Source organism: Streptomyces sp. NPDC051286, assembly GCF_044455345.1.
Lineage (GTDB): Bacteria > Actinomycetota > Actinomycetes > Streptomycetales > Streptomycetaceae > Streptomyces.
The window spans coordinates 90000-106828 of record NZ_JBITER010000001.1; the positions used below are offsets into that span (position 1 = coordinate 90000).

10 protein-coding genes and 3 tRNA genes are annotated in these 16829 nt (G+C 69.5%); 9 read left to right on the plus strand and 4 right to left on the minus strand.

The window, feature by feature from the left end; genetic code table 11:
* Positions 1-47: 47 nt before the first annotated feature.
* The 4 genes from ACIBB8_RS00375 (at position 48) to ACIBB8_RS00390 (ending at position 6508) form a co-directional block, all read left to right on the plus strand.
* Positions 48-1373, plus strand: coding sequence for a deoxyguanosinetriphosphate triphosphohydrolase (locus ACIBB8_RS00375; protein WP_398948165.1), 1326 nt, complete (start codon positions 48-50; stop codon positions 1371-1373).
* A gap of 541 nt (positions 1374-1914) precedes the next feature.
* Positions 1915-3174 carry an NAD(P)/FAD-dependent oxidoreductase gene (locus ACIBB8_RS00380; protein WP_398948166.1) on the plus strand — a complete coding sequence of 420 codons (1260 nt, stop codon included), beginning with the start codon at positions 1915-1917 and terminating at the stop codon, positions 3172-3174.
* 113 nt (positions 3175-3287) lie between these two features.
* Positions 3288-5192, plus strand: a complete 1905-nt coding sequence (dnaG, locus tag ACIBB8_RS00385) for a DNA primase (protein WP_398948167.1) — start codon at positions 3288-3290, stop codon at positions 5190-5192.
* 200 nt (positions 5193-5392) lie between these two features.
* Positions 5393-6508: an RNA polymerase sigma factor gene (locus ACIBB8_RS00390; protein ID WP_398948168.1), complete on the plus strand. Its 1116-nt coding sequence runs from the start codon at positions 5393-5395 to the stop codon at positions 6506-6508.
* Between the two features lie 58 nt (positions 6509-6566).
* Here the strand turns inward: ACIBB8_RS00390 and ACIBB8_RS00395 are convergent, their stop codons facing one another.
* The 4 genes from ACIBB8_RS00395 to ACIBB8_RS00410 all read right to left on the minus strand — a co-directional run bounded on the left by ACIBB8_RS00395 (position 6567) and on the right by ACIBB8_RS00410 (position 12369).
* Positions 6567-8492, minus strand: coding sequence for an ABC transporter ATP-binding protein (locus ACIBB8_RS00395; protein WP_398948169.1), 1926 nt, complete (start codon positions 8490-8492; stop codon positions 6567-6569).
* Positions 8492-10225: an ABC transporter ATP-binding protein gene (locus tag ACIBB8_RS00400; RefSeq protein WP_398948170.1), complete on the minus strand. Its 1734-nt coding sequence runs from the start codon at positions 10223-10225 to the stop codon at positions 8492-8494. Before ACIBB8_RS00400 ends, ACIBB8_RS00395 begins: the two co-directional genes overlap by 1 nt.
* Before the next feature lie 169 nt (positions 10226-10394).
* Positions 10395-11840 carry an FGGY family carbohydrate kinase gene (locus ACIBB8_RS00405; protein ID WP_398948171.1) on the minus strand — a complete coding sequence of 482 codons (1446 nt, stop codon included), beginning with the start codon at positions 11838-11840 and terminating at the stop codon, positions 10395-10397.
* Between the two features lie 223 nt (positions 11841-12063).
* Positions 12064-12369: a YtxH domain-containing protein gene (locus ACIBB8_RS00410; RefSeq protein WP_398948700.1), complete on the minus strand. Its 306-nt coding sequence runs from the start codon at positions 12367-12369 to the stop codon at positions 12064-12066.
* A gap of 183 nt (positions 12370-12552) precedes the next feature.
* Here ACIBB8_RS00410 and ACIBB8_RS00415 point away from each other — a divergent pair.
* From ACIBB8_RS00415 to ACIBB8_RS00435, 5 genes are all read left to right on the plus strand, one after another.
* A tRNA-Asn gene (locus tag ACIBB8_RS00415) sits at positions 12553-12625 on the plus strand.
* 5 nt (positions 12626-12630) lie between these two features.
* Positions 12631-12703, plus strand: a tRNA-Asn gene (locus ACIBB8_RS00420).
* Between the two features lie 223 nt (positions 12704-12926).
* A tRNA-Ile gene (locus ACIBB8_RS00425) sits at positions 12927-13000 on the plus strand.
* Positions 13001-14598: 1598 nt separating this feature from the next.
* The gene (locus ACIBB8_RS00430; RefSeq protein WP_398948172.1) at positions 14599-14784 is read left to right on the plus strand and encodes a hypothetical protein; all 186 of its coding nucleotides are present in this window, start codon (positions 14599-14601) and stop codon (positions 14782-14784) included.
* A 128-nt stretch (positions 14785-14912) separates the two neighbouring features.
* Positions 14913-16796, plus strand: coding sequence for an ABC transporter ATP-binding protein (locus ACIBB8_RS00435; protein WP_398948173.1), 1884 nt, complete (start codon positions 14913-14915; stop codon positions 16794-16796).
* Positions 16797-16829: the final 33 nt, after the last annotated feature.

A 16829-nucleotide genomic window follows, 5' to 3' on the forward strand; every position in this document is an offset into this window, starting at 1 on the left:
CGTCCGCCTGAGCCGTCTTGTCGGTCCGGCCGATTACTGTCGGGACCATGGACGGTACGCAGGGCACACAGGACCACGGCACCGCGCCCTATGGTGCTGCCGACGCCGAGCGCTGGGACACCGAGCCCGACAAACGGCCCGGTCGCACCGCCTTCCAGCGGGACCGCGCCCGCGTGCTGCACTCCGCCGCGCTGCGCAGACTCGCCGGGAAGACTCAGGTCGTCACGCCCGGCACCCGCAGCCTCGCCTGGGACGCCAGCCCCCGGACCAGACTCACCCACTCCCTGGAGTGCGCCCAGGTCGGCCGGGAACTCGGGGCCGCACTCGGCTGCGACCCCGACCTGGTCGAGACGGCGTGCCTGGCGCACGACCTGGGGCACCCGCCGTTCGGGCACAACGGCGAGCAGGCGCTCAACGACTTCGCCTCGGACTGCGGGGGCTTCGAGGGCAACGCCCAGTCGCTGCGGCTGCTGACCCGCCTCGAACCGAAGCGGTTCGTGCGCGATGTGCGGACCGGCGAGCTGGTCAGTGTCGGCCTCAATCTGACCCGGGCCGCGCTCGACGCCGCCACCAAGTACCCGTGGCCGCGCGGCGCCCACCCCACCGACCCCGGCTCGCCGAAATTCGGGGTCTACGAGGACGACCTGCCGGTCTTCCGCTGGGCCCGCGAGGGTGCCCCGCGGCGCCGCAAGTGTTTCGAGGCCCAGGTGATGGACTGGTCCGACGACGTCGCGTACTCCGTGCACGACTTCGAGGACGGACTGCACGCCGGTCACATCGACCCCAACTGCCTCTTCGCCGAGCCGGAGTGCCGCGAGATCTGGGACGTCGCGATCGGACGGTACGTCCCGGCCGACACCGACCCGCAGGAGCTGGCCGACGCCCTCGACCGGCTCATGGCCCAGGAGTGGTGGCCGCACGGCTACGACGGATCGGCCGTCGCCCAGGCCCGGCTGAAGGACGCGACGAGCCAGCTGATCGGCAGGTTCTGCCTCGCGGCCGAGACCGCCACCCGGCAGGCGTACGGGCACGGCCGCCTCGGACGGTACGCCGCCGAACTCGTCGTCCCCCGCGAGGCGCGCAGCGAATGCGCGGTCCTGAAGGCCGTGGCCGACCGCTATGTAATGCAGCGTTCCGAACAGGAGGCGATCCGTGCCGAGCAGCGGATCATCATCGCCGAACTGGCGGCGGCGCTGACCGCGCGCGCCCCGGAGGGCCTGGAACCGCAGTTCCGCGCACTGTACGAGCACGCGCCCGACGACGGCGCGCGCAAGCGGGTCCTGGTCGACCAGATCGCCGCCCTCACCGATGCCTCGGCCCGTTCCCTGAACGTCTCGCTCACCCCGCGGGGGCGGTGGTCGCGGGAGGGCTGAGAGCCCGTCCTGACGGTTCCCTGTCCCGGGGCACGCACGCCCCACCGCCGCGCGGGAGCGACCGATCAGCTGCGACACCGCGTGCCGCCGTCCGGGCGACTCCGTGGCGGGCGGTGGTCGCCGCGTGTCCGACGAGGGCGGCAGGCGGGGCCATCCGCACCGGGCGTCTTCGCCGGCACGCACCGGGGTCCCTCGCAGGCGGCTCCCTCGGGCATGTCCTGCGGCAGTGGGGCGCGGCGATGACGCACAGCGATGCCGCAGGTGATGTGCTGGGAACACGTACCGCACTGCGCAGGGGAGCGGGGCCGCCGTGACAGCAGCTGTCGCACCCCCATGCCACCCGCCCACTCCGGCCCCCTGTACCAGGTGTCGCCGGCTCCGTCCGGGGGACCCTGCTCCGCGTGGTGCCGGTCCCGGTTGGCAGACTGGCCTGTGACCACTGGGTGTGACCTGATCGGGGTACACCCTCTTTCGCCATCACGCTGTGTGCGGGACGCTCGCAGTTGGCGGCGCCGCGCAGCAAGCACCGAGGAGGCATCAAGTGGTCGACGCACATCGCACGTTCGTCATCGTCGGCGGAGGACTGGCAGGAGCGAAGGCGGCAGAGACACTCCGGTCGGAGGGGTTCAGCGGCCGGGTGATCCTGGTCGGCGATGAGCGTGACCATCCGTACGAACGGCCTCCCCTCTCCAAGGGCTATCTGGCCGGCAAGGAGGCACGCGAGAGCGTATTCGTCCACGAGACCGCCTGGTACGCGGGCGCCGATGTGGAGCTGCACCTCGGCACGCCCGTCACCGCCCTCGACCGCGACGCCCGCTCCGTGGAGCTCGGGGACGGCACGGTCATCCACTACGACAAGCTGCTGCTCGCCACCGGCGCCGAACCGCGCCGCCTCGACATTCCCGGTACGGACCTGGCGGGCGTCCACCATCTGCGCCGCCTCGCGCACGCCGACCGGCTGAAGAACGTGCTGTCCGCGCTCGGCCGCGACAACGGCCATCTGGTGATCGCCGGAGCCGGCTGGATCGGCCTCGAGGTCGCGGCGGCGGCCCGCGGATACGGCGCGGAGGTCACCATCGTCGAACCGGAGGCGACCCCGCTGTTCCGGGTCATCGGCCCGGAACTCGGCCAGATCTTCACCGAGCTCCACAGCGACCACGGCGTCCGCTTCCACTTCGGCCGCAAGCTCACCGAGATCATCGGCCAGGACGGGATGGTTCTCGCCGCCCGCACCGACGACGGTGAGGAACACCCCGCCCACGACGTGCTCGCCGCGATCGGCGCAGCCCCGCGCGCCGCCCTCGCCGAGGCCGCCGGTCTCGACATCGCGGCCCGCAGCGACGGCGGCGGCATCGCCGTCGACGCCTCGCTGCGCACCTCCGACCCGCATATCTACGCGGCCGGGGACGTCGCCAACGCGCTGCACCCGCTGCTCGGTACCCGGCTGCGCGTGGAGCACTGGGCGAACGCGCTGAACAGTGGTCCGGCCGCGGCCCGCGCCATGCTCGGCCAGGACGTCAGCTACGACCGGGTGCCGTATTTCTTCTCCGACCAGTACGACCTCGGGCTCGAGTACTCGGGCTGGGCGCCGCCGGGCTCGTACGACCAGGTCGTGATCCGCGGGGACGCGGGCAAGCGGGAGTTCATCGCGTTCTGGCTGAAGGACCGCAGGGTGCTGGCCGGGATGAACGTCAATGTGTGGGACGTCACCGAGAGTGTGCAGGAGCTGATCAAGGCCGGCCGGCCGGTCGACGCGGACGCGCTCGCGGACCCGTCGGTACCGCTGGAATCCCTGGTCTGAGCCCTTTGCGGAAGCTTCTGTTCCGTGTCGGCCGGGTGTGTTCACGGTCCCACCCGGCGCCCGCGACACCGACACGGACCCGTCCTGTCCGAGCCCACCCGTAGACTTCACCCGTGGCAGGCAGGATCAATGACGACGATGTGAAGGCGGTCCGGGACGCGGTCCCGATCGACGCCGTCGTTTCCGAGTACCTGCAGCTGAGGAACGCGGGCGGAGGCAACCTCAAGGGGCTCTGCCCGTTCCACGACGAGAAGTCCCCCTCCTTCCAGGTCAGCCCGAGCAAGGGTCTCTTCCACTGCTTCGGCTGCCAGGAGGGCGGCGACACGATCGCCTTCGTGATGAAGATCGACCATCTCTCCTTCTCAGAGACGGTCGAGCGCCTCGCCGCCAAGGCGGGCATCACCCTGCGGTACGAGGAGGGTGGCTACAACCCCTCCCACCAGCGTGGCGAGCGCATCCGGCTGGTCGAGGCGCACAAGATCGCCGCCCAGTTCTACGTCGAGCAGCTGAACAGCCCCGAGGCGGAGATCGGCCGGAAGTTCCTCGCCGAGCGCGGCTTCGACCAGGTGGCCGCCGCCCACTTCGGCGTCGGCTACAGCCCGGCCGGCTGGGACCACCTCACCCGCTACCTTCGTGGCAAGGGGTTCAGCGACCGGGAGCTGATCACCTCCGGCCTCTCCCAGGACGGCCGCCGCGGCCCCATCGACCGTTTCCGCGGCCGGCTGATGTGGCCGATCAGCGACACGTCGGGCGAGGTCGTCGGCTTCGGCGCCCGCAAGCTCCGCGACGACGACAACGGCCCCAAGTACCTCAACACCCCCGAGACCGCGATCTACAAGAAGTCGCAGGTGCTGTACGGGATCGACCTCGCGAAGAAGGACATCGCGAAGTCCAGCCGGGCCGTCGTCGTCGAGGGCTACACCGACGTCATGGCCTGCCACCTCGCAGGGATCACCACCGCCATCGCCACCTGCGGCACGGCGTTCGGCGGCGACCACATCAAGATCCTCCGCCGGCTCCTGATGGACAACGGCAGCGCCCGCGTGATCTTCACGTTCGACGGTGACGCGGCAGGTCAGAAGGCCGCCCTGCGCGCCTTCGAGGACGACCAGAAATTTGCCGCGGAGACGTATATCGCGATCGCCCCGGACAACATGGACCCGTGCGATCTGCGCCTCGTCAAAGGCGACGAGGCCGTCCGCGACCTGGTCGAACCCCGCACCCCGCTCTTCGAGTTCGCGCTCCGCCAGATCGTCGGGCGGTACGACCTGGAGACCCCGGCGGGCCGCGGCGCCGCGCTCGACGAGGCCGCGCCCGTCGTCGCCCGGATCAAGAACAGCTCCTCCCAGCACGAGGTCGCCGTCCAGCTGGCCGGGATGCTCGGCATTCTCGACACCCAGTTCGTCGTCAAGCGCGTCGCCCAGCTCGCCCGCTGGGCCCGTGACCGCGGCGACCGGGGTCCCGCACCCGCACCCTCCCGCGGCGGCCCCCCGCACCAGCAGGTCCAGGCCCCCGTCGGCCCCTCGGGCCCCGCGCTCAACCTCCGCAGCCCCGCCCACCGCACCGAGCGGGAGCTCCTCAAGCTCGCCCTGCAGAAGCCCGCCCTGGTCTCCCCGGCCTTCGACGCCTACGGGATCGACGAGTTCACCGCCCCGCCGTACGCCGCGGTGCGCCAGTGCATCGCGGAGGCGGGCGGCGCCGAACAGGGCCTCGCCGACAACCGTGAGTATCTGGTCGGCGTCCTCGACGCCGCCCCCAACGACACCGTGCGCAAGCTGGTCACCGAGCTCGCCGTCGAGGTCTTCCACGGCAAGTCCATCGACGAGGCGTACGCGGGCGAGCATCTGGTCAAGGTCCGGCTGCGCGCCGTGGACCGCCGGATCAACGACGTCCAGGGCAGCCTCACCCGCCTGGGCAGCAATGTCGCCCCGGATCACCTGGCTGCCGCGCAGAACGAGGTCTGGGTGCTGCAGCAGTACGCCCAGTCCCTGCGCAATCAGGGCGCCGACGCACTCTGACCGCCCCCCCCCGAGGGCTCCCCCCGGTAACCGGCCGGTTACGGACCGGACTCAGAAAGTCCGCGCACGCCCCTCGTGGCAGTGATGTGTCTTCCTCCACACTGGATGGCGGTGCCTGAGTCATCGGAGCGCGGTCCGCCCACTGCACGGTGGGCCCCCATCCCCCGCGATCCGGCAGCGATCACCTGGAGGTCGCCCCCGTGCAGACCCGGACCGTGACCACAACCGAGCGTGTCTCGGACGTCCCCGCGCAGCACCGGGCCATGCATCATCCGGAGGCCGCGGTGGATCCGCCGGCACCCGAACCGCCCGGGCCGTCGGACATACCCGAAGCAGCCGACGTCATGGAGGAGCAGGCGGAGCTGCCCGAACCGCCGGAGCCGCGCGGGCGCCCCGACCCCGGCGGTCCGTCCTCCGACCTCTTCCGTCAGTATCTGCGGGAGATCGGACGCATCCCGCTGCTCACCGCCGCCGACGAGGTGGAACTCGCCCGCCGCGTCGAAGCCGGCCTGTTCGCCGAGGAGCGGCTGGCGGGCACCTCGGACCCGGACTCCCGACTCGCCGTCGATCTGGACCGGTTGGTGGTCATGGGGCGGATGGCGAAGCGACGTCTGATCGAGGCGAACCTGCGGCTCGTCGTCTCCGTCGCCAAACGCTACATCGGCCGCGGGCTGACGATGCTCGATCTGGTTCAGGAGGGGAACCTCGGACTGATCAGGGCGGTCGAGAAGTTCGACTACGCCCGGGGCTACAAGTTCTCGACGTACGCGACCTGGTGGATCCGGCAGGCCATGTCCCGCGCCCTCGCCGACCAGGCGCGGACCATAAGGGTTCCGGTCCATGTCGTCGAGCTGATCAACCGCGTCGTACGGGTCCAGCGCCGGATGCTCCAGGAGCGCGGCTACGAGCCGACGCCCGAAGAGGTCGCCGCCCAGCTCGATCTGACGCCGGAACGGGTCGGCGAAATGCTGCGGCTCGCCCAGGAACCCGTCTCGCTGCACGCACCGGTCGGCGAGGAGGACGACGTCGCGCTCGGCGACCTGATCGAGGACGGCGACGCGGCGTCCCCTGTGGAGTCCGCCGCGTTCCTGCTGCTGCGCGAGCACCTCGAAGCGGTGCTCTCCACCCTGAACGAACGGGAGCGGAAGGTCGTCCAGCTGCGCTACGGGCTGGACGACGGCCGGCCCCGCACGCTTGAGGAGATAGGCCGGATCTTCGGCGTGACGCGCGAGCGCATCCGCCAGATCGAATCCAAGACCCTCAACAAGCTGCGGGACCATGCCTTCGCCGACCAGCTCCGCGGCTACCTCGACTAGGAGGGTGCTGAAAGGAGCGTCGTCCGCCGGCAAGGCGGGCCAGGACTTCCGCGAGGAATCAGTCGACCTCGGCGACCGCCTGCGCGAACTGCGCCGCGTACAGCCGGGCGTAGGCCCCCTGCGCCTCCAACAGCTCCTCGTGTGTGCCCTGTTCGACGATCGACCCGTTCTCCATCACCAGGATGACGTCCGCGTCCCGGATGGTGGAGAGCCGGTGCGCGATCACAAAGCTCGTTCGGCCGTGCGCCAGCCGGGCCATCGCCTTCTGGATCAGCACCTCGGTACGCGTGTCGACGGAGCTCGTCGCCTCGTCGAGCACCAGGATCACCGGGTCGGACAGGAACGCCCGTGCGATGGTGATCAGCTGCTTCTCACCCGCGCTGACCCCGGAGCCCTCGTCGTCGATCACCGTGTCGTAACCGTCCGGCAGGGTACGGATGAAGCGGTCGGCGTGGGCCGCCCTCGCCGCCTCCTCGATCTCCTCCCGGGTGACCTCGCGCGAAGCGCCGTACGCGATGTTGTCCGCGATCGAACCGCCGAACAGCCAGGTGTCCTGCAGGACCATGCCGATCCCCGACCGCAGCTCGTCGCGCGACATCTTCGCCACGTCGACCCCGTCGAGAGCGATCCGTCCCTCCGTCACCTCGTAGAAGCGCATGAGCAGGTTGACCAGCGTCGTCTTTCCGGCGCCGGTCGGGCCGACGATCGCGACCGTGTGGCCCGGCTCGACATTCAGCGACAGGTCCTCGATGAGCGGCTTGTCCGGGTCGTAGCGGAACGACACCTTCTCCAGCGAGACGCTGCCGAGCAGTTCCGCCGGACGCTCACTCGTGCCGGGGTCGGCGTCCTGCTCCTCGGCATCCAGCAGCTCGAAGATCCGCTCGGCGGACGCGATGCCCGACTGCACCAGGTTCGCCATCGACGCCACCTGCGTCAGCGGCATCGAGAACTGCCGCGAGTACTGGATGAACGCCTGGACGTCACCGATGGACAGCGAACCCGACGCCACCCGCAGACCACCGACGACGGCGATCAGCACATAGTTCAGGTTCGACACGAACATCATCAGCGGCTGCATGATCCCGCTGTTGAACTGCGCCTTGAAGCTCGCCTCGTACAGCGCGTCGTTCTGCTCGGCGAAGTCCCTCGCGGACTCCTCCTGCCGTCCGAAGACCTTCACCAGGGTGTGCCCGGTGTACATCTCCTCGATATGGGCGTTGAGCTTGCCCGTCACCTTCCACTGCTGCACGAACTGCGGCTGCGACCGCTTGCCGACCCTCGTCGCCACGACCACCGACAGCGGGACCGTCACCAGCGCGACCAGCGCCAGCAGCGGCGAGATCCAGAACATGACGACCAGCACGCCGATGATGGTCAGCAGGGAGTTGATGAGCTGGCCCATCGTCTGCTGCAACGTCTGCGAGATGTTGTCGATGTCGTTGGTCGCCCGGCTGAGCACCTCGCCGCGCTTGGCCCGGTCGAAGTAGGACAGCGGCAGCCGGGACAGCTTCGTCTGGATGTCCTCGCGAATCTGGAACACGACCCGGTTGATCACCCGGATCGACAGGCGCGTCGACACCAGCATCAGCAGACCGGCACCGACGTAGATCGCCAGCGCCGCCAGCAGTACGTTCCCCACCGCACTGAAGTCGATGCCCTGCCCGGGGGTGAAGTCGACCCCGGAGAGCATGTCGGCGAGGCCGCTGTTGCTCTTGTGCAGGCCCTCGATGGCCTGCTCCTTGGTCGTTCCCTCGGGCATCCGCCGGCCGATGACGCCGGCGAACACCAGGTCGGTCGCCTTGCCGAGGATCTTCGGCCCGACGACCGAGAGCCCGACGCTCAGCACACCGGCCGCCAGCATCACGTACAGCGTGGCCTTCTCCGTCGCGAAGCGCTTCAGCAGCCGCTTCGAGGACCCCTTGAAGTCCATGGACCGGTCGGTCGGAGCCCCGCCCGCCATCATGCGTCCGCCAGGACCGGCCATTACGCGGCCTCCGCTTCCGTCAGCTGGGAGAGCACGATCTCCCGGTAGGTCTCATTGCCGTCCATCAGCTCGTAATGGGTGCCGGACCCGACGACCCGGCCCTCGTCGAGCACCAGGATCCGGTCCGCGTCACGGATGGTGGACACCCGCTGCGCCACTATCACCACGGTCGCCTCGGCCGTCTCCCGCGACAGCGCTTCGCGCAGCGCGGCATCCGTCGCGTAGTCGAGCGCGGAGAACGAGTCGTCGAAGAGATAGATCTCCGGCCGCTGCACCAGCGTTCTCGCGATCGCTAGTCGCTGCCGCTGCCCGCCTGAGACATTGGTGCCGCCCTGCGCGATCGGTGCGTGCAGCCCATGCTCCAGCTCCTCGACGAACTCCTTGGCCTGCGCGACCTCCAGCGCGTGCCACAGCTCCTCGTCGGTCGCGTCCGGGTTTCCGTACCGCAGATTCGTCGCGACCGTCCCGGAGAACAGATACGGCTTCTGCGGAACCAGACTCACCGTCTTCGCCAGCAGCGTCGGCTCCAGCATCCGTACGTCCGTGCCGTCGACCAGCACCTGGCCGTCCGTCACATCGAGCAGCCGCGGTACGAGACCGAGCAGCGTCGACTTCCCGCTGCCCGTCGACCCGATGATCGCGGTCGTCTCGCCGGGCCGTGCCACCAGATCCACCGACCGCAGCACCGGCTCCTCGGCGCCCGGATAGCGGAAGTCCACACGCCGCACCTCCAGATGACCGTGGGCGCGCAGCTCTCGCACCGGCTTGACCGGCGGCACGACGCTCGAATCGGTCTCCAGGACCTCCTGGATGCGCTCGGCACACACCTCGGCGCGCGGCACCATCATGAACATGAAGGTGGCCATCATCACCGACATGACGATCTGCATCAGGTAGGCGAGGAACGCGGTCAGCGCGCCGATCTGCATCCCGCCGCTGTCGATCCGGTGCGCACCGAACCAGACCACGGCGATCGACGACACGTTCACGACCGTCATCACGGTCGGGAACATCAGCGCCATCAGACGCCCCGTGGAGAGCGCCACATCGGTCAGTTCGGTGTTGGCGCCGCGGAACCGCTTCTCCTCGTACGAGTCCCGTACGAAGGCGCGGATGACGCGGTTGCCGGTGATCTGCTCGCGCAGCACCCGGTTCACGGTGTCGAGCCGCTCCTGCATCGTGCGGAACAGCGGCCGCATCCGCCGCACGATGAGACCCACCGCGATGCCGAGTACCGGCACCACCGCGAGCAGCACCGCCGACAGCGGAACGTCCTGGCCGAGCGCCAGGATGATGCCGCCTACACACATGATCGGCGCCGAGACCATCATGGTGAACGTCATCAGGACCAGCATCTGGACCTGCTGGACGTCATTGGTCGTCCGGGTGATCAGCGAGGGCGCCCCGAAGCGCCCGACCTCACGTGCCGAGAACGACTGAACCCGCTCGAAGACCGACGCCCGGACGTCCCGGCCGAGTGCGGCCGCGGTGCGCGCACCGTAGAAGACCGCCCCCATGTTGCAGACGACCTGGGCGATGGAGACGCCGAGCATGATGCCGCCGTACTCCAGGATGTAGCCCGTGTCCCCGTCGACGACACCGTTGTCGATGATGTCGGCGTTGAGGGAGGGGAGATAGAGGGTGGCGCAGGTCTGCAGCAGTTGGAGGGCCACCAGCAGCAGGATCGGTTTCTTGTACGGGCCGAGGTAGCCCCGCAGGAGTTTTATGAGCACGCGTGTCTCTCGGAGTCGGCATGAGGTCGGGAGTCGACTCATTTTCCGGCAATGCCCGGTGCGACCGCGAACGTTTTTCCTCAAGCCCAGGTCAAAACGGGACCTGGCTCACTCGCCGGAGACCGGACCTCCGACCGGGGACCGGCCTATGTCACCGAGAGCACCCGGCTCAGAGCGCGGAGTCGAACGCCCCGGGGTGAAGCTGGTCCCGCGTGGCCGTGTACTGCTGCCGCACCGCCTGGCCGACCGGCAGTTCCTCGCCCGGCTCCAGTACCTGGGCCGCCGCACCCTGCCAGGCCGGGGGAGTCTGCGGATCGAGCGTCCCCTGAGAGACCCCGAGCGCCCAGGCCGCCTGCCGGGCGGCGCCCAGCGCCGCGTACTCGGCCGGCTGCGGCACGACGACCTGTGTACCGAGCAGTGCGGGGGCAAGGCCCTGCACGGCCGGCAGTTCGGCCGCCGCCCCCAGCAGGAACACCCGACGGACCTCGACCCCACGGCCGCGCAGCACATCGAGCGCGTCGGCCAGCGAGCACAGCATCCCTTCGAACGCCGCCCGCGCCAGATGCTCCGGCTTCATCGACTCGCGCCGCAGCCCGCTCAGCGTGCCCGCTGCGTGCGGCAGACACGGCGTGCGCTCGCCCTCCAGATAGGGCAGGAGTACGAGTCCGGAGGCGCCCGGCGTCGACTTCAGCGCCAGCGCGGACAGCTCCTCCAGGCTCTCCAGCCCCAGCATCTCGGCGGAGCCCCGCAGAGCACGGACCGCATTGAGTGTGTGCACGACCGGCAGATGCATCCCGGTGGCATCCGCGAACGACGTGATGATCCCGGTCGGATCGAACAGCGCCTCGTGGTGCACCGCCATGACCGAGCCGGAGGCTCCGAGCGACACGACCGCATCGCCGGCCCCGACCCCGAGCCCGAACGCCGCCGCCATCGTCTCGCCGGTCCCGGCCGAGATCAGCAGCCCCTCGGGCGTCGTCCCGGCCACATCGGAGGGACCGAGCACCTCCGGCAGCGCCGCCTGCTGTCCGAGCGCGAGCTCTACCAGATCGGGCCGGTACGAACCGGTACTGGCCGACCAGTACCCCGTCCCGGACGCGGCACCGCGGTCGGTGGTCCGCCGGCTCGGCCGGCCCAGCAGTTGCCACACCAGCCAGTCGTGCGGCTGCAGCGCCGCGGCGACCCGCCGCGCCGAATCCGGCTCGCTCCGCGCCAGCCACCGCAGCTTCGACACCGGCTGCGCGGCCTGCGGGACAGCCCCGACCGCCTCGGCCCAGGCCTGCCGCCCGCCGAGCCCGTCGATCAGATCGGCTGCGGCGACCTGCGCCCGCTTGTCGTTGCCGAGCAGCGCCGGACGGACGAGATTGCCCTGCTGGTCCAGCGGCACCAGACCATGCTGCTGCGCGGAGACCCCGATGGCCTGCACACCTTCGAGCAGCCCGCCGGTGGCCGCCTCACCGAGTGAGAGCAGCCACGCCTGCGGGTCCACCTCGGTGGCCTTCGCCTCGACGGGATGTGCGGCGTACCCCTGCCGGAGTACGGCACCCGTGTCCGCATCGCAGACGACGATGTGCGTGAAGGCCGAAGAACTGTCCAAGCCGGCGACTATGCCCATGGGGAGATTCTGCCGCACCGCCGGACCATTCCCGTACGGGAGGAGGGCCGGCCGGCCCGGTTACGGCCGGGTGCGCGATAGAGAGTGGATCAGCGAGCGGCGTCATGGGGCTTCGAATCCAAGGCGGAGGAGGGAGGCGACGCGGAGCGTCGTCGACCGACGACAACGCCGGAGGCGGAGTCGCATGACGCCGGGAGCCCGCTCGCTATCGCGCACCCGGCCGTTACGTGTTGCTGGTGCCCCAGTCGTCCTCGATGCCCTGCCCCTGGCCCCGCTCCCGCAGCGACCGCATCCGCTCGACCACCGAGGCGGGCATCTTTTCCCCTACTTTGTCGCTCACCGCGTGGTACGCCTTGCCGGCGAACTCGCGGCCGGACTGCGCCGCGGACTCGGCGCTGTTGCGCACGGCCGGATTCTGGGCGAACTGGCGTGCGGACTTCTTCATCTGCTCGTAGCGCTCGCGCCCGGCCCGTGTGCCGAGTACGTAACCGAGGGCCAGTCCGGCGATGAACGTGAGCCGGTACCGCATGGCTGCCACCCTTCTCCTGCTCCGTGCGACGTGTGCTGCCCGCCTACCCGTCGGCACCCGAGATCACCCCGGGGCGATACCGATTGGCAAAGCACCCCCCTGCTTGCGCTAATGTATGTGTCGCAGCGAACGCGCGCCGCCCGGCAGTAGCCAGGCAGGTAAGGTTCGGTGCAAACGCAGCAATCCCCTGTAGCTCAATTGGCAGAGCAGCCGGCTGTTAACCGGCAGGTTACTGGTTCGAGTCCAGTCGGGGGAGCGCGATCCCCTGTAGCTCAATTGGCAGAGCATTCGGCTGTTAACCGGAGGGTTACTGGTTCGAGTCCAGTCGGGGGAGCGGAACGGGAGAGGGCCCTTCGGGGTCCTCTTTCGTGTGCCCGGCCGGAGCCGGGGCCGGCGTCGGCACGGACTCTTTCGCGTCTGATTTCCGCTGTTCGGAACCGGGCAGCGGCCGACTCTGTCTTCATGGTCATGCGAAGCCGACCATCCGGAGCGAGAGATCGTATGACCGGCTATGCTGCGGCAGACGGCGCGCACACTTGTACGCGCCACGCCGAAACGGGGCGGTAGCTCAGCCGGTTAGAGCAGCGGACTCATAATCCGTCGGCCGTGGGTTCGAGTCCCACCCGCCCCACGTTCACTGTTCCTGGCGGAAACGTTTGACCTGGAACAACGCAGAGGCCTCCGCGTCCGCGGGGGCCTCTTCGTGTCCCTCGTGATCGCTCGCTCGCCCCATGCTCGCCCGAAGTGTTGGCGGAGTCGGTGAGGCGCGCCGGTGGTTTCCCTCGAACAGCGGGTCGCACGGGTGCGGTGGCCGGCCATGCGTGCTCCGTGAGGAGCGTCGTCCGGTGCGTGCGATCGCAAGGCGGCCGGACGTCCTGGGGTTGGGGTCTCCCCTGCTCGAACGAAGCTGAGAGCTCGGGGAAGGAGCTGCCAGGGCTTTCGGCCGACGCGGCGAGCGGGCGTGCCGGGCGGCGCGACGGGGCAAAGCCCGCTGGGAGGGGCGCCGGCATCTGCCCGGCCGGACGGTCCCGCCGCTGGGGGGCGCAGGCAGGTGGAACGGTGACTCTACGACCAGTGACTGGGCCTTGACGCTCCTGCGGAAGCGCCGGCGCCTGGAGTCCTGGGTCCGTCGGCTCCACGAAGGGATCCGGGAACGGGCCGTCGTGGCCCCCTGGTGGCAGGGGGAGTCTGCTTGGCCGGAGGCCGGGGCCGCCCGAGACGTTGCCCAGGAGCTGAGGCGGGAGCTGTGTATGCCGCCGAGCAGGGGGTGGCCGGGGAGGGCGTCGCGGACTGGGCGGACACAGGGAAGGTATGCGTCGACCGTGACGGCACGTGGCTGCGCCCCGAGGGGGTGTCCGATGAGTTCCGGCGGACCGTGAGGCCGGCCTGTCGCCGATCGGCCTCCGGGACCTCCCGCACTGCGCGGCGACCCTCACGCATCGGGGCGACGGCGACCTGCACGTTATTAAGGAGGCGCTGCATTAAGGAGGCGCTGCGTCGCTCCACGACCCCGCTCGCCTGGGACATCTGCACGTCGCTGCTGAAGGAGGTCGAACTCGCGATGGGAGGCGGGCCGCGGGCCCGAAGGGGCGATGTGCGGCCGGTGACCGAGTAACGCCCTGCGTGTTCGTCCGGGGGTGCATCACCGCAGGTCGCGGGGCACCCTAGCTCGGTCGAACGCCCCACAACGGGGTGGTGGACGGTATGAGCTGTCACGAGGAAGTCGCTTCGTGCGGTTACGTGTTGCTCGCCCGGACCGGCCCGTGGGGGTCGATGCGGCGCTGCGGTCCCGGGTGCCGGGTGTGCGCCGCGTGTGGGATGCGGTCGGACTTCCCGTGCCTTGTGGACCGTCAGAAACCGTGTGGGTGAGCTCGGTTGATGTACCGCTCGGTGCGCACAAGGGGATTGAGGAGTTGTGTATATGCCATATGAATATGTCTTTGGCATATGCCCTTTCATGGGTGCACGGATGCTCAGTCAGGTGCGCCCTGCCGCGGCGAGGCACCGTCAGGTCGATTGAGGGAGGGCCCCGTACGGCCCGCCGCTGGGTCGTGTGGGAGGGGTGTACAGGAGGGGCGTAACCGGCGATTCCCCCAGAATTCTGGGCCTCTCGTAAGTTTCGCTCGAATCATCTCTTGCCCGACTTGTCGGCAGATGGGGGTAGTCGTACTGTCGGAGGTGCCGCAGTTGGAGCAAGGCGCGGCACACCAACCTCGTGAGGAGCCGAAGATGAATGCACGTAGCTTCTTCCGCCACGGCGGTGGCGGATACGGTGGTGGCGGATTCGGCGGATACGGTCGTGGCGGATTCGGTCGTGGTGGATACGGCCGTGGCGGATTCGGCCGTGGTGGATTCGGCCGTGGTGGATTCGGCCGTGGCGGATACGGTCGCGGCGGCGGGTGGTGCGGCTACTGACCGCACATCCCCCCCATCCCAACTGCTTCGAGGCTGGCTCGCGCTCCGGCGCGGGTCCGCCTCGAAGTGTTGGGGCCTGCGTCTATGGCGACGGACCATAGCCCGAGCACCCCTGTGACGTGACGCCCATGAGCCTCCGCAGCTCACCCCGGCATGCAGCCCGCCCTGACGAGCCGACCCAGTACTCGGCGACGGATGTGCCGATCCGTACCGATCCCATCAGTATCGCCGTCTCGTTCCGGCGCTTCTGGCCACTGACGCGAGGCGACCGGCGCTGGATCGTCCTGATCTGTCTGTTCGCCGTCATGGCCGCGATCGCCGAAACCGTGACGATCCTGCTCTTTGCCGAACTCACCGACAAGGCCCTGCAGGCAGGTTCCGTCAGAGCCTTCTGGAAGCCTGCCGGTCAATGGTTCGCCGTGGCCGCCCTCGGTGCGGTGGTGGGGTATCTGGGCAGTTCGCTCGCGGCCTGGACCGCTGAACGCTTTGTACTGCGGCTACGGGCCCGGGTCTTCTCGCATCTCCAGACGCTGCCGCCGCACTTCTTCCAGCGCAACCGCCGCGGTGACCTGGTGGAGCGGCTGACCGGCGACGTGGAAGCCATCGAGCAGCTCGTGGTCTCCGGCATCGTCGGGGTGACATCGGCCCTCTTCAGCACCGTCTTCTTCTCCGCCGCCGCCCTGTGGCTGCGGTGGGATCTGGCCCTCGTCACCTTTGTCCTGGTCCCGCTCTTCTTCGTCGCGACCCGCATGTTCACGGGGCGTCTGCGTGAGGTGTCCCGTCGCGGACGCGCGGCGGACGGTGCCATCACCGCAGTAGTCGAGGAGACGCTGGTCAACGTCGTTCTGACCCAGGCGTACAACAGGCAGCAGGAGGAGGAGGAAAGGCTCCAGGACAAGGCGCGCAAGCGGCTGAAGGCGGCGGTGTCCGGGGTCCGCCTCACCGCGCTCTACACCGAGTTCGTGGAAATCCTCGAAACGCTCTGCGTCCTGACGATCATCGGTCTGGGGGCATGGGAGATCGCCGCAGGACGGATGTCCCTCGGGCAGCTCCTGGCCTTCGCCGCCTTCATCGGTTACCTCTACCCGCCGGTGCGCTCGCTGGGCCAGCTCGGCCTGACGGCCACCGCTGCGACTGCCGCTGCCGAGCGGCTGCTGGAGATCCTCGACGCCCGGCCCGCCGTCACCGACCCGGCCGATTCGGTGCCCGTGCCCGTCCGCAGCCGCGCATTCGGCAAGGTGGAAGCACGCCAGGTCTCCTTCCGCTATCCCGGCAACAGCGAGCCGGTTCTCCGCGACCTCTCCTTCACCGCGAGCCCCGGGGAGCTGCTGGTCATCACCGGCCCCAGCGGCGCGGGCAAGTCGACCCTGGCGGCTCTGCTGCTGAGGTTCTACGATCCCGACTCCGGCAGCATCCGACTGGACGGTGTGTCCGTGGACCGGATGCCGCTCACCCATCTCCGCCGGAACATCACGCTCCTTCCCCAGGGCACGCTCGTCCTCCACGACACCATCGAGGAGAACATCGGCTGCGGACGTCCCGGCGCCACCCACCGTGATGTCGTGGATGCCGCGCGGGCAGCCGACGCCGACAGCTTCATCCGGGCCCTTCCGGACGGCTACGACACCGTTATTTCCCCCGGAACCGCCCGGCTCTCCGGAGGCCAGTTGCAGCGCGTCGCCATTGCCCGCGCCATGTTGCGTGACGCGCCCGTTCTGCTGCTCGACGAGCCCACCACGGGGCTGGACACCGTGGCCGCTCAGCGCATCCTCGGACCGCTGCGGCGGCTCGCCGAAGGGCGCACCACCATCGTGATCACCCACGATCTGGCCCTGGCCTCGGACGCCGACCGCATTCTGGTGCTGGACGAGGGCCGGCTGGTGGAGTCGGGGACGCATGCGCAACTCCTCGGTCGGAGTGGTCTGTACGCCACGCTGTTCTCCGCCCAGCCCCCGCCGCGGAACGGCGTTGCCCACCCTCCTGCCGGCCCATCAGAAGTTCCCTGGCAGTGAGCGGGTGAGCGGGTGAGCGGGTGAGCGGGTGAG